Source organism: Mesorhizobium sp. M4B.F.Ca.ET.214.01.1.1, from assembly GCF_004791545.1.
In the GTDB taxonomy this organism is placed as follows: Bacteria; Pseudomonadota; Alphaproteobacteria; order Rhizobiales; family Rhizobiaceae; genus Mesorhizobium; species Mesorhizobium abyssinicae.
On the sequence record NZ_SRUX01000005.1, the window covers coordinates 199,037 to 211,668 of the forward strand.

General features: G+C 64.9%; 9 protein-coding genes. All 9 read left to right on the plus strand.

Annotated elements, in window-relative coordinates; all coding sequences use genetic code 11:
• The first annotated feature begins 357 nt into the window (after positions 1 to 357).
• The 9 genes from EN857_RS12515 (at position 358) to EN857_RS12555 (ending at position 12,482) form a co-directional block, all read left to right on the plus strand.
• Positions 358 to 1,284 carry a D-alanine--D-alanine ligase gene (locus tag EN857_RS12515; protein WP_127287350.1) on the plus strand — a complete coding sequence of 309 codons (927 nt, stop codon included), beginning with the start codon at positions 358 to 360 and terminating at the stop codon, positions 1,282 to 1,284.
• On the plus strand, positions 1,272 to 2,213 hold the full coding sequence (locus EN857_RS12520; RefSeq protein ID WP_135858692.1) for a cell division protein FtsQ/DivIB: 942 nt from the start codon (positions 1,272 to 1,274) through the stop codon (positions 2,211 to 2,213). Before EN857_RS12515 ends, EN857_RS12520 begins: the two co-directional genes overlap by 13 nt.
• On the plus strand, positions 2,210 to 3,517 hold the full coding sequence (gene ftsA / locus EN857_RS12525; protein WP_127312041.1) for a cell division protein FtsA: 1,308 nt from the start codon (positions 2,210 to 2,212) through the stop codon (positions 3,515 to 3,517). Before EN857_RS12520 ends, ftsA begins: the two co-directional genes overlap by 4 nt.
• 68 nt (positions 3,518 to 3,585) lie before the next feature.
• Positions 3,586 to 5,247 carry a cell division protein FtsZ gene (ftsZ, locus tag EN857_RS12530; protein ID WP_135858695.1) on the plus strand — a complete coding sequence of 554 codons (1,662 nt, stop codon included), beginning with the start codon at positions 3,586 to 3,588 and terminating at the stop codon, positions 5,245 to 5,247.
• 338 nt (positions 5,248 to 5,585) lie between these two features.
• Positions 5,586 to 6,533, plus strand: coding sequence for a UDP-3-O-acyl-N-acetylglucosamine deacetylase (gene lpxC, locus EN857_RS12535; RefSeq protein WP_128346179.1), 948 nt, complete (start codon positions 5,586 to 5,588; stop codon positions 6,531 to 6,533).
• 216 nt (positions 6,534 to 6,749) lie between these two features.
• Complete coding sequence (locus EN857_RS12540) at positions 6,750 to 7,619, plus strand: outer membrane protein assembly factor BamD (protein WP_127286449.1); 870 nt, start codon at positions 6,750 to 6,752, stop codon at positions 7,617 to 7,619.
• Positions 7,620 to 7,627: 8 nt separating this feature from the next.
• Positions 7,628 to 9,301, plus strand: coding sequence for a DNA repair protein RecN (gene recN / locus EN857_RS12545; RefSeq protein ID WP_127393962.1), 1,674 nt, complete (start codon positions 7,628 to 7,630; stop codon positions 9,299 to 9,301).
• 284 nt (positions 9,302 to 9,585) lie between these two features.
• Positions 9,586 to 11,790, plus strand: a complete 2,205-nt coding sequence (gene ligA / locus EN857_RS12550; protein ID WP_128346178.1) for an NAD-dependent DNA ligase LigA — start codon at positions 9,586 to 9,588, stop codon at positions 11,788 to 11,790.
• Positions 11,790 to 12,482, plus strand: coding sequence for a TIGR02453 family protein (locus EN857_RS12555; RefSeq protein WP_127392276.1), 693 nt, complete (start codon positions 11,790 to 11,792; stop codon positions 12,480 to 12,482). Before ligA ends, EN857_RS12555 begins: the two co-directional genes overlap by 1 nt.
• Positions 12,483 to 12,632 lie beyond the last annotated feature (150 nt).

Genomic DNA, 12,632 nt, shown 5'->3' on the forward strand with positions numbered 1-12,632 from the left:
GGCATTCAGGCGAGCCGGCCGAAGCTGGATCGCAGCGGATCTCCGCCGTGTGTCGAAGCTCAAGTAATACTTTAACTTCGGCTTCCGCAATGGCCTCCGAACCGTTGCCGCAAAGACTCTATGGCACACTTTTCGCGGCCGTTTTTACGGAAAGTGAATCTCTCGGAATCTTAAGGACTTGCCAGTGAATCAACTCTCTGATTCTCTGGCCTCAAGCGTTTCCTGATTTGAGTCGTTCGACGCGTCGGTCGCGTTTTCCGTCTGGGGGGCAACCTGCCGGAAGACTCGGACTCACTGTGCGGGAATGCTGGTGTGGAAATGTCAGTCGCGGCCCGCCGTGAGAGGGGATGACGGGAGATGAAGAACAAGCATGTGGCCGTCTTGCTCGGTGGTTTTTCGTCGGAGCGGCCCGTGTCCCTGTCCTCGGGGAAGGCATGTGCGGATGCGCTCGAGAATGAAGGCTATCGCGTCACCCGGGTCGACGTTGCGCGCGATGTCGGCTCCGTGCTTGCCGCGCTCAAGCCTGATGTTGCCTTCAATGCGCTGCACGGTCCGTTCGGTGAGGACGGCACCATTCAGGGTGTCCTCGAATATCTCGAAATCCCCTACACGCATTCCGGCGTGCTTGCCTCGGCGCTGGCCATGAACAAGGAGCAGGCCAAGAAAGTCGCCAAGGCAGCCGGCATCCTAGTGGCGGAATCGAAGGTGGCCAACCGCTTCGCCATCCAGAACAAGCATCCGATGAAGCCGCCCTACGTGGTGAAGCCGGTCAACGAAGGATCGAGCTTCGGCGTCGTCATCGTCCATGAAGGGCAGTCGCATCCGCCGCAGGTCATCGGCTCGTCCGAGTGGAAATATGGCGACACCGTCATGGTCGAGCGCTACATCCATGGGCGCGAGCTGACCTGCGCCGTGATGGGCGACGTCGCGCTCGGAGTCTGCGAGATCATCCCGACCGGCCATTCCTTCTACGATTACGATTCGAAATACGTGGCGGGCGGATCAAAACACGAAACCCCTGCTAAAATTTCACCGAATATTTACCAAAAAATACAGACACTGGCGCTTAAGGCTCACCAAGCTATCGGTTGCCGGGGCGTCTCCCGGTCGGACTTCCGTTACGACGACCGTCACTCCGAGAACGGCGAGGTTGTCTGGCTCGAGATCAACACCCAGCCGGGCATGACGCCGACGTCTCTGGTGCCTGAAATCGCCGCTCATGCGGGGCATTCGTTCGGCGAACTGTTGAGTTGGATGGTGGAGGACGCTTCGTGTCTGCGTTGAGGTGGGGACAGGGCAAGGGGGCGGGTGTCGGGCCGGCGCCGTTCGGCCTTTCGCTGTCGTTCGACCATTTCGTGCTGCCGCGCATGCTTCGCCGGCCGGCGCGCCTTCTGACGCGTCTTGGCGGGGGTGAATTCACCGCGCCGCCTTTTTCCGCGGCAATCCTTTCGGCTGTGCTGATCGCGTCGAGCAGCGCCTATGGCGCCTATCTTGGCGGACAGGTCGACGGCGTCGTCCAGGGCATAACCGCGCGCACCGGTTTCGCGGTCGATCAGATCAAGGTGGTCGGCAACCACGAAACCTCCGAGATCGACATACTGGACCGGCTGGAGCTCGACGGCTGGACCTCGCTGATAGGCTTTGATGCCGAGGCCGCGCGCGAGCGGATCAGGACGCTGCCCTGGGTCGAGGTCGCGGCGGTGCGCAAGGTCTATCCGCATACGCTGGAGGTGCGCGTCGAGGAGCGTGAGCCTTTCGCGCTTTGGCAGCAGGGCGATTCGCTTTCGGTCATCGAGCGTGACGGCCAGGTCATCGCGCCGTTCTCGGGCGGGAAGCAGGCGCTGCTGCCGCTGATCATCGGCACCGGCGCGCCGGCCAAGGCGCCGGATTTCCTTGCCGAGGTGAAGCGCTATCCCGAACTCGCGGCGCGGGTCAAAGGCTATATCCGCATCGGCGAGCGGCGCTGGGACCTGCGGCTGGAGAACGGCATCACGGTCAAGCTGCCTGAGGACGGCGAAGACCGGGCGATCGCCGATCTGGTCAGGATGGACCACGACAACGGGCTCTTGAGCCGCGACATCGCCGCCGTCGACATGCGCCTGTCCGATCGCCTCGTCGTGCAGCTGACGCCGGAGGCGGCGACGCAGCGCGAAGCGGCGCTCAACGAAAAGCCGAAGAGCCTGACGAAGCGCAAGCCGGAGACGAAAATATGAGCTGGCTTGGCGGCAACAGCGATGCCTCCTCGCGCCGGTCGGGCACCTTGACGGTGCTCGATGTCGGTTCGAGCAAGGTTTGCTGCGTGGTGGCGAAGCTGAAGCCGCGCGACGACGGCAAGCTCTTGCGCGGGCGCTCGCATCGCATCCAGGTGATCGGCATCGGCCACCAGAAATCGCAAGGCGTGAAGTCGGGCGTGGTCGTCGATCTCGACCGCGCCGAACACGCCATCCGTCTGGCCGTCGACGCCGCCGAGCGCATGGCCGGGCTGACGGTGGATTCGCTGATCGTCAACATGACCGCCGGGCGGCTGAAGAGCGAGGCCTTCTCGGCCACCATCAATCTCGGCGGCCATCAGGCCGACGAGGCCGACATCAAGCGGGTGCTTGCCGCCGGCGCCAAGCAGGCGCTGAAGGCCGAGCGCGAGGTGATCCACTCGCTGCCGGTCGGTTTCTCGCTCGACGCCGAGCGCGGCGTGCGCGATCCGCGTGGCATGGTCGGCGATGCGCTTGGCGTCGACATGCACGTGCTGACGGGCGATGCGGCGCCGTTGCGCAACCTGGAGCTCTGCATCAATCGCTCGCATCTGTCGGTCGAGCGCATGGTGGCGACGCCCTACGCCAGCGGGCTCGCGGCACTGGTCGACGACGAGCTCGAAATGGGCGCGGCCTGCATCGACATGGGCGGCGGCACGACGACGATCTCGGTGTTCTCGGAAGGCAAGTTCGTTCACGCCGACGCCATCGCCATCGGCGGCAACCATGTGACGCTCGACATGGCCAAGGGCCTGTCGACCTCGCTCGACGCCGCGGAGCGCCTGAAGGTCATGCACGGTTCGGCGCTGCCGGGCAGCGCGGACGACCGTGACCTCGTCTCGATCCAGCCGATCGGCGAGGAAGGCGAGCTGCCTGTGCAGGTACCGCGCTCGATGATGACACGCATCATCCGCGCCCGCATCGACGAGACGCTGGAATTGCTGCGCGACCGGTTGAACAAGTCGGGCTACGGCAACGCCGTCGGCAAGCGTGTCGTGCTCACCGGCGGCGCCAGCCAGCTTGCCGGCCTGCCGGAAGCGGCACGCCGCATCCTCGGCCGCAATGTGCGCATCGGCCGGCCGCTCGGCGTGGCCGGGCTGCCCGAGGCGGCGAAGGGGCCGGCGTTCTCGACCCCGGTCGGGCTCTTGATCTATCCGCAGATGGCGAGCTTCGAGAGCCATTCTGTGAAAGGAATTTCCGGTCTCAGGATGACCGGGACGGGCGGAAAACTGCATCGCATGAGTCAGTGGTTGAGAGACAGTTTCTAAAATTGACGGGGACAGCCCCATAGGCGGCCGCAGCGGCGAAGCGGCGGGAAAGGCAAAGGACGGAGACAATGACCATCAATCTGCAAAAGCCGGACATCACCGAGCTGAAGCCACGCATCACCGTGTTCGGTGTCGGCGGCGGCGGCGGCAATGCCGTCAACAACATGATCACCGCCGGCTTGCGCGGTGTCGAGTTCGTGGTGGCGAACACCGACGCGCAGGCGCTGACCATGTCGAAGGCGGAGCGGCTGATCCAGCTTGGCGCGCATGTGACCGAGGGGCTCGGCGCCGGCTCGCAGCCGGAGGTCGGCCGCGCGGCTGCTGAGGAATGCATCGACGAGATCATCGATCACCTGTCCAACACCCATATGTGCTTCGTCACCGCCGGCATGGGCGGCGGCACCGGCACCGGCGCTGCTCCGGTCGTCGCCCGCGCCGCGCGCGAAAAGGGCATCCTGACGGTCGGCGTCGTCACCAAGCCGTTCCATTTCGAAGGCCAGCGCCGCATGAAGACGGCGGACCTCGGCATCGAGGAACTGCAGAAATGCGTCGACACGCTCATCGTCATCCCCAACCAGAACCTGTTCCGGCTGGCCAATGACAAGACCACCTTCGCCGATGCCTTCGCCATGGCCGACCAGGTGCTCTACTCCGGTGTCGCCTGCATCACCGACCTGATGGTCAAGGAAGGCCTGATCAACCTCGACTTCGCCGATGTCCGCTCGGTGATGCGCGAGATGGGCAAGGCGATGATGGGCACCGGCGAGGCTTCGGGCGAGGGCCGCGCGATGGCCGCGGCGGAAGCCGCCATCGCCAACCCGCTGCTCGACGAGACCTCGATGAAGGGCGCCAAGGGCCTGCTGATCTCGATTACCGGCGGCCGCGACCTCACCCTGTTCGAAGTCGACGAAGCCGCGACCCGCATCCGCGAGGAGGTCGACCAGGACGCCAACATCATCCTCGGCGCGACTTTCGACGAAGAGCTGGAAGGCGTGATCCGCGTCTCGGTGGTCGCCACCGGCATCGACAAGTCGGCAGCCGAAATCGCCGCGGCGCCGATCTCGATCCGCGCGGCGCCGCAGAAGCCGGTCAGCCGTCCGGCCACTCCGGTCGCGGAAAGCCGTCCGGCGCCCGTGCAGCAGCAGGTCTATGAGCCGCGCGCCGTCGATCCGGTCGCCGAGGCGATCCAGCTCGCCGAGGCCAATGCGGCGGCGATGGCGCAGGCCCGCCCGGCGCCGATGGCGCATGCGGAAGAGTTCCGTCCGCAGAGCAAGATCTTCCAGGCGCCGCCCGCCCAGCCGCAGCCGGTCGTCCAGCAGGTGGTGCAGCAGCCCGCGCCGCTGCGGGAAATGCCGCAGCCGGTTGCCGCCGCGCCGCAGCGCATGCCGCGCGTCGAGGACTTTCCGCCGGTCGTGAAGGCCGAGGTGGAAGCCAAGAGCCGTCCTGCCGACCATGAGAATGGTGGACCGATGGGACTGCTGAAGCGCCTGACCAACGGGCTGACCCGCCGCGAGGAAGAGCCTGCGCGGCTGCAGCCGGCGCAGCCGCGCGAGCCGAAACTGCGCCAGGCGGCACCGGAAGTGCGCCGTCTCGCCAGCCAGGACCCGCAGCTCTACGCGCCGCGCCGCGGCCAGCTTGACGACCAGGGCCGGCTGACGCCGCAGAGCCGGGCCGTGCAGGAAGACGACCAGCTGGAGATTCCGGCATTCCTGCGGCGCCAGGCCAATTGACCGTTAACGGTTCGTAACAGTTGTTAACAGGCAGACAAGTGATTGTCTGCCTGTTAACGTATAAAGCGATGTAAAAACAAGGTGTTGCAAGCGCCGCTTCGCACCGGATCGCGGTTACAGTGGGTAAGAAACCGTGATTTGGACTCTCCCAGCCGGACCACTATCTTCGCCCGGAGCACTATCGGCTTGCCGGGATTCGGGGAGTTGGCCCAGCCTGCCGATCATATCAAGAGCCGCACGGCCTTGTTTATTTTGCCGCATCTATGCGCACACCGGGTGATCCATCCGGCAGCAGAATACGCCAAGAACCGATGAAGCGGACGCAGGCAGTATGGGCCATGGGGTTTGTCTTGCACGACTATCAGACGACACTTAAATCGCGCGCGACGCTGACCGGCACCGGCGTTCACAGCGGCAAGCCGGTCACCGTCAATTTCCTGCCAGCGGATGCCGATACCGGCATCGTCTTCCAGCTTTCCAACGGCGGCGAGAGCCGCGAGTTCCGCGCGTTGGTCTCCGAAGTCGGCGCGACCGATCTTTGCACCATGCTTGGCGATCCGGCCGGCGAGCACATCGGCACCGTCGAACATCTCATGGCCGCGGTTTTCGGGCTCGGCGTCGACAATCTCGTCATCGAGATCGACGGCCGTGAGGTTCCGATCCTCGACGGCAGCGCCGTGCCCTTCGTCGAGGCCTTCGACCAGGCGGGTATCGAGATGCTGCCGGTCAAGCGCCGCTATATCAGGGTGGTCAAGCCTGTCCGCATCGAGAACGGCGCCTCCTGGGCCGAGTTCAGGCCCTATGACGGCACGCGCTTCGAGATCGAGATCGATTTCGAAAGCCCGGCAATCGGCCGCCAGCTGTTCGCTTCCGACATCAATCCCGACATTTTCCGCCGCGACATCGCGCGCGCCCGCACCTTCGGTTTCATGAAGGACGTCGAGCGGCTGTGGGCGGCCGGCTATGCGCTGGGCTCGTCGCTGGAGAACTCGCTGGTGATCGGTGACGACAACCGCGTCATCAACATCGGCGGCCTTCGCTACGCCAATGAGTTCGCGCGCCACAAGACGCTGGACGCGATGGGCGACCTGGCGCTCGCCGGCGCCCGCTTCATCGGCTGCTTCCGCTCCTATCGCGGCGGCCACCGGATGAATGCGGCGGCTTTGCGTCGGCTCTTGTCCGACCGGTCCGCCTTCGAGATCGTCGAAACGACGCGCCGCGAGCGTGGCCGCAGCGCGGAAATGATTGCCGTCAGCGCGCCCCTCTACGCGCCCTGGATGATTTGATTCTTAACGATTTTCTGGCTTTGTATCGGCCGGTCGGTGTTGCATGGATGCATCACCGGTTGGTGAAATCGTGCCATTCTCAGGTCGGTGCCGAACCGCCACAAAAATGTGCGATTGGCCGGAGATAGCGTTGCCGGGCAAGGCGGTTATGGTTTATGGCTGCTGCCCCAGAGCGAAATGACGACTGAAATGACGCCGAAAGGGCGGAATCCAATCATGTTCTTCAAGCGAGTTGGTCAATCGAAAGCACCGCACCGGGTCGTTTTCCTGGCGCTTTCGGTGGTTGTTCCATCGCTCGTCCTGTCGGCCTGCATGTCCTCCGAGAAGGATGTCGACCTGTCGACCTATGTCGACCAGACCGAGCCCGCGGACGTCCTCTACAATCAGGGCCTCGCCAATCTGAATGCCGGCCGGCTGGACGAGGCGAGCAAGAAGTTCGACGCGGTCGACCGCCAGCACCCGTATTCGGAATTCGCCCGTAAATCGATGGTGATGGGCGCTTTCGCCGACTATCGCGCCGGCCACTACGACGAGGCGATCGGCTCGGCCAAGCGCTACCTGACGCTTTACCCGTCGACGGATGACGCCGCCTATGCCCAGTACATCATCGGGCTGAGCTACTACCGCCAGATCAAGGACGTCACGCAGGACCAGAAGGAAGCGCGCCTGACCGTGCAGACGATGCAGGATCTGGTGACGCGCTGGCCGACCTCCGAATATGTCGACGACGCCAAGGAGAAGGTCCGCTTCGCCAACGACCAGCTCGCCGGCAAGGAGATGCAGATCGGCCGCTACTATCTCGAGCGCCGCGAGTATATCGCCGCGGTCAAGCGCTTCCGCACCGTGGTCGAGAACTATTCCAACACCCGCCATGTCGAGGAGGCGCTGGCGCGCCTGACCGAAAGCTACTACGCGATGGGCCTGACATCGGAAGCGCAGACCGCCGCCGCGGTGCTCGGCACCAATTATCCCGACAGCCAGTGGTACAAGGATTCCTACAAGCTCCTGCAGAGCAACGGGCTTGAGCCGCGCGAAAATGCGGGGTCGTGGATCTCCAAGGCCGGGAAGCTGATCACCGGCGCCTGACATCCGCCATGCTGTCCAGGCTGTCGATCCGCGATATCGTCCTGATCGAGAAGCTGGACATCGACTTCTTGCCCGGCCTCTCGGTGCTGACCGGCGAAACCGGCGCCGGCAAATCCATCCTGCTCGACGCGCTGTCGCTGGCGCTCGGCGCGCGCGGCGACGCGGCACTCGTGCGCCATGGCGCCACGCAAGGCCAGGTCATCGCCGTGTTCGACGTGCCGCGCAACCATCCGGCCCGCGCGCTGCTCGCCGACAACGCCATCGAGGATGACGGCGACATCATCCTGCGCCGCGTGCAGACGGCCGACGGCCGCACGCGCGTTTTCGTCAACGACCAGCCGTCCAGCGTCACGCTGATGCGCGATATCGGCCATGCGCTGGTCGAGATCCACGGCCAGCACGACGAGCGGGCGCTGGTCGATCCGGGCGCGCACCGCGAATTGCTGGACAGTTTCGGCGGCCATCTCGGCGCCGCGCGCGCGACGGGCGAAGCCTGGCGTTACTGGCGCGGCTGCGAGCAGGACCTTGCCAAGCATCGCGCCAAGGTCGAGGCCGCGGCGCGCGAAGCCGACTATCTGCGCGCCTCCGTCGCCGAACTGGCGAAGCTCGATCCGCAGCCGGGCGAGGAGAGCGAGCTTGCCGAACTGCGCGCCATGATGATGCGGGCGGAAAAGATCGCCTCGGAAATCCATGACGCGCAGGATGTGCTTTCGGGACCGTCCTCGCCGCTGCCGCAGCTGGCCAGCCTGCTCAGGCGCCTGCAGCGCAAGGCAGGAGAGGCGCCGGGCCTGCTCGACGATGTGGTGAAGTCGCTCGACGAGGCGATGCTGTCGCTCGATGCCGCGCAGTCGGGCGTCGAAGCGGCACTGCGCGCCACCGAATATGATCCGCAACGGCTGGAGAAAGCGGAAGAGCGGCTTTTCGCGCTGCGCGCCGCCTCGCGCAAGCACAGCGTGGCGGTCGACGATCTGGCGCAGTTGCGCGACACGATGGCCGCCGACCTCGCCGACCTCGACGCCGGCGAGGAACGCTTGCACGCGTTGGAGAAGCAGGCGGCCGCGGCGCGCGAGGCCTACGACATCTCGGCCGCGCAACTGTCCTCGCTTCGCCATGCCGCCGCCGTCGGCCTGACCAGGGCGGTGATGGCCGAATTGCCGGCGCTCAAGCTCGAACGCGCCGAGTTCATCGTCGAGATCGCGAGCGATGCCGAAAGCCGGATGGAAGAGGGCATCGACCAGGTCGAGTTCTGGGTGCGCACCAATCCGGGCACCAGGCCCGGCCCGATGATGAAGGTCGCCTCCGGCGGCGAGCTGTCGCGCTTCCTCCTGGCGCTGAAAGTTGCGCTGGCCGATCGCGGCTCGGCGCCGACGCTGGTCTTCGACGAGATCGACACCGGCGTCGGCGGCGCCGTGGCCGATGCCATCGGCCAGCGGTTGGCCAGGCTGTCGAAGCGGGTGCAGGTGCTGTCCGTCACCCACGCGCCGCAAGTGGCGGCACGCGCGGCAACGCATTTCCTGATCTCCAAATCCGGCGGCACCGACAGGGTCGCGACCGGCATCGCCGAGATGGACCGGCCGGCGCGCCAGGAGGAGATCGCGCGCATGCTGGCCGGCGCCACGATCACCGACGAGGCGCGCGCGGCGGCAGAGCGTTTGCTGCGCGAGAACACGGCCGCAGCCTAGGCTGCGTCGATATTCAGGTGAGGCCCGCCTGCGAACGGCGGCTTCCTGCGCTTCCGGTGCTCACGTACCCAAAAGTACGCTCCGCTCCGGTTCTCGGAAGCCACCATTCTCGACTCGGCCTGACCTGAATCTCAACACATCCTGGTGCTTGATTCTCTGTGCCTGGAATCTGAGTCAGGATATGGCTGCATCCTGCTGTTCGGGAATGATTTTTGCGCAAGCCGACTCCCGGTCGGCGAATCCTGATTTATAGTGGCGCGCCAAAACTCAGGGACTTGCCAAGCATGTCGGAAAAACCAGTCGATTCGCTGAGCGAAAGCGAGGCCGCGGACGAGCTGAAGCGGCTGGCGGCGGAGATCGCCGAGCACGACCGGCGCTACCATACCGAGGACGCGCCGATAATCTCCGACGCGGAGTACGACGCGCTGACGCGCCGCAACCTCGCCATTGAGGATCGCTTCCCTGACCTGGTGCGTGAGGATTCGCCGTCACAGCGGGTCGGCGCGCCGCCGGCGGAGGGCTTTGCCAAGGTTCGCCATGCCGTGCCGATGCTCAGCCTCTCCAAGGCCTATACCGACCAGGACGTCGCCGACTTCATCGAGCGCGGCCGGCGCTTCTTCGACCGGGACAAGGATCTGGACATCGCCTTCACGGCCGAGCCGAAGATCGACGGGCTGTCGGCCTCGCTGCGCTACGAGCGCGGCGTGTTCGTGCAGGGCGCAACGCGCGGCGACGGCGCCGTCGGCGAAGACATCACCGCCAACCTCAAGACGATCGCGGATATCCCGAAAACCCTGAAGGGCTCGGGCTGGCCCGATTTGATCGAGATACGTGGCGAGGTCTATATGACCTATGCCGAGTTCGAGGCGCTGAAGCAACGTTCAGCGGCTGCCGGCGGCCAGGACTACGTCAATCCGCGCAACACCGCTGCCGGGTCGCTGCGCCAGAAGGATCCCTCGGTCACCGCCAGCCGCAACCTGAAGTTCTTCGCCTATGCCTGGGGCTACACGACGGCGGATCCGGCTCCCACCCAATATGATTCGGTGCAGAAATTTGCTGCGTGGGGGTTCAAGGTCAGCCCGTTGATGGTGCGGGCGAAATCGATCGAGGAACTGATCGCGCACTATCATCGGATCGAGGAGCAGCGCTCGTCGCTGGGCTACGACATCGACGGGGTTGTCTACAAGGTCGACCAGCTGGAATTGCAGCGCCGGTGGGGGTTCGTCACAGGCGAGCCGCGCTGGGCCGTCGCGCACAAATTTCCGGCCGAGCAGGCGATGACGACCGTGCAGAAGATCGACATCCAGGTCGGTCGCACTGGCACGCTGGCGCCGGTGGCGCGGCTGGCGCCCGTCACCGTCGGCGGCGTCGTGGTCGAGAACGTCACGCTGCACAATGAGGACTATATCAAGGGTCTCGACAGCAACGGCCTGCCGATCCGCGACGGCATCGACGTCCGCATCGGCGACACTGTGGTCATTCAGAGGGCAGGGGATGTCATTCCGCAGATCGTCAGCGTCGTCATCGACAAGCGCCCGTCGGATGCCGTGCCTTATGAATTCCCGCATACCTGCCCGATCTGCGGTTCGCCGGCGACGCGCGAGATCAACGAGAAGACCGGCAAGGAAGATTCCCGCCGCCGCTGCACCGGCGAGCTGATCTGCGCGGCGCAGGCCGTGGAGGGATTGCGCCACTTCGTCTCGCGCGGCGCCATGGATATCGAGGGGCTGGGCGCGGAAAACATCGATCTCTTCTTCAACGCCGGATTGATCAAGACGGCCGCCGATATCTTCACGCTCAAGGATCGTCGCCCCGACGTCACCAGGGCGCTGGCCGGGCGGCGCGAGGAGCAGGCGAAGCTGCGTGAGGCCGCATCGGGCAAGACGCGCAAGAATGTGCGCAGCGCCGAGGATCGCAACTATGAAGGCCTCGACAAGCTGTTCGCGGCCATCGACGCGCGCCGTGAGCCGGAGCTCGACCGCTTCATCTTCGCCCTCGGCATCCGCCATATCGGCGAGACGACTGCCGCCGTCCTTGCCCGGACCTTCTCGACCATGGAGGTGCTGATCCGCGTCGGCAAGGAGACGGCAAAGGCCGACGATCCGCACAGTGTTTTCCCCTCGATCAACGGCATCGGCGACACGGTGATCGGCGCGCTGCGCGATTTCTTCGGCAATGAACGCAACGACGACGTGCTTGAGAAGCTGCTCGAGCAAGTCAAGCCAAAGCCGTATATCGTCACGGTCTCGGCCGACAGCGAGGTCGCCGGCAAGACGATCGTCTTTACCGGTTCATTGGAAAAGATGACGCGCTCCGAAGCCAAGGCGATGGCCGAACGGCTTGGCGCCAAGGTGGCGGGCTCGGTGTCGGCGAAAACCGATCTGTTGGTGGCTGGTCCGGGCGCGGGCTCCAAGCTGAAGCTTGCCAGTGAACTCGGCGTCGAAGTCATCGACGAGGACACATGGTTGCAACGGGTTGGCAAGGCGTGATGGCCGGCCCGTTCAAGGGGTTTGGCCAAAAGGCCATTCCGTTCCTCAAGGCGCTCGACTTCCACCAGAACCGCGAGTGGTTTCACGAGAACCGCGACCTGTACGAGAGCGAGCTGCACGAGCCGTTCTGCGATCTCGTCGAGACGCTGACCGAGCGTTTCGCCGCGGCCGGACTTGGCCTGCGCGGCGACCGCAAGAAGTCGCTGTTCCGCATCAATCGCGACGTGCGTTTCTCCAAGGACAAGCGGCCCTACAACCGGCATCTGTCGGCCATCCTGTCGCCCGACGGCACCAAGATGGAGCAGGGCGTGTTCTACGTGCATATCGGGCTCGAGCGGTGCTTCTCGGGCGTCGCCTGGTGGCAGCCCAGCCCTGAGCTGCTGCTCGCCATGCGCAACGCCATCGCGACGAAGCCGGAGAAGTATCGCGCGCTGGTGGCGGCCTTGAAAAAGAACCGTCTCGAATTCGAGACCGAGGATCGCATGAAGCGCACGCCGCGCGGCTTCGAGCATGTCACTGACAGCGACTTGGCCGAAGCCATCCGCAACCGGCACTTTTACGTCCAGCAGGCAATTGACCCGGCCGGCATCCATTCGCCGGCGCTGGTCGACGAGCTCGTCGATTTTACCTTGCGGGCCAAGCCACTGCTCGACTGGGGCAGGGCCATCCAGGGCAAGGCGGTGCAGGCCTAGTTTCGCCTTGAGCGGTATTTACGGAGCCATTGTGATCTTCGGTCGATATGCCGTTCTGACAGCAGCACTATTCGGCCCCGCCGGCTGCATCGTTGGCGAAACTTTTGATGTCGTTTACCTACACCGGGACACAGACGGCAAGGATGCCTC

What these genes read in the sequence shown, in the direction of transcription:
- EN857_RS12515 (WP_127287350.1), top strand. Translation starts at nt 358, where the DNA reads ATGAAGAACAAGCATGTGGCCGTCTTGCTCGGTGGTTTTTCGTCGGAG.
- ftsA (WP_127312041.1), top strand. Translation starts at nt 2,210, where the DNA reads ATGAGCTGGCTTGGCGGCAACAGCGATGCCTCCTCGCGCCGGTCGGGC.
- ftsZ (WP_135858695.1), top strand. Translation starts at nt 3,586, where the DNA reads ATGACCATCAATCTGCAAAAGCCGGACATCACCGAGCTGAAGCCACGC.
- lpxC (WP_128346179.1), top strand. Translation starts at nt 5,586, where the DNA reads ATGGGGTTTGTCTTGCACGACTATCAGACGACACTTAAATCGCGCGCG.
- EN857_RS12540 (WP_127286449.1), top strand. Translation starts at nt 6,750, where the DNA reads ATGTTCTTCAAGCGAGTTGGTCAATCGAAAGCACCGCACCGGGTCGTT.
- recN (WP_127393962.1), top strand. Translation starts at nt 7,628, where the DNA reads ATGCTGTCCAGGCTGTCGATCCGCGATATCGTCCTGATCGAGAAGCTG.
- ligA (WP_128346178.1), top strand. Translation starts at nt 9,586, where the DNA reads ATGTCGGAAAAACCAGTCGATTCGCTGAGCGAAAGCGAGGCCGCGGAC.
- EN857_RS12555 (WP_127392276.1), top strand. Translation starts at nt 11,790, where the DNA reads ATGGCCGGCCCGTTCAAGGGGTTTGGCCAAAAGGCCATTCCGTTCCTC.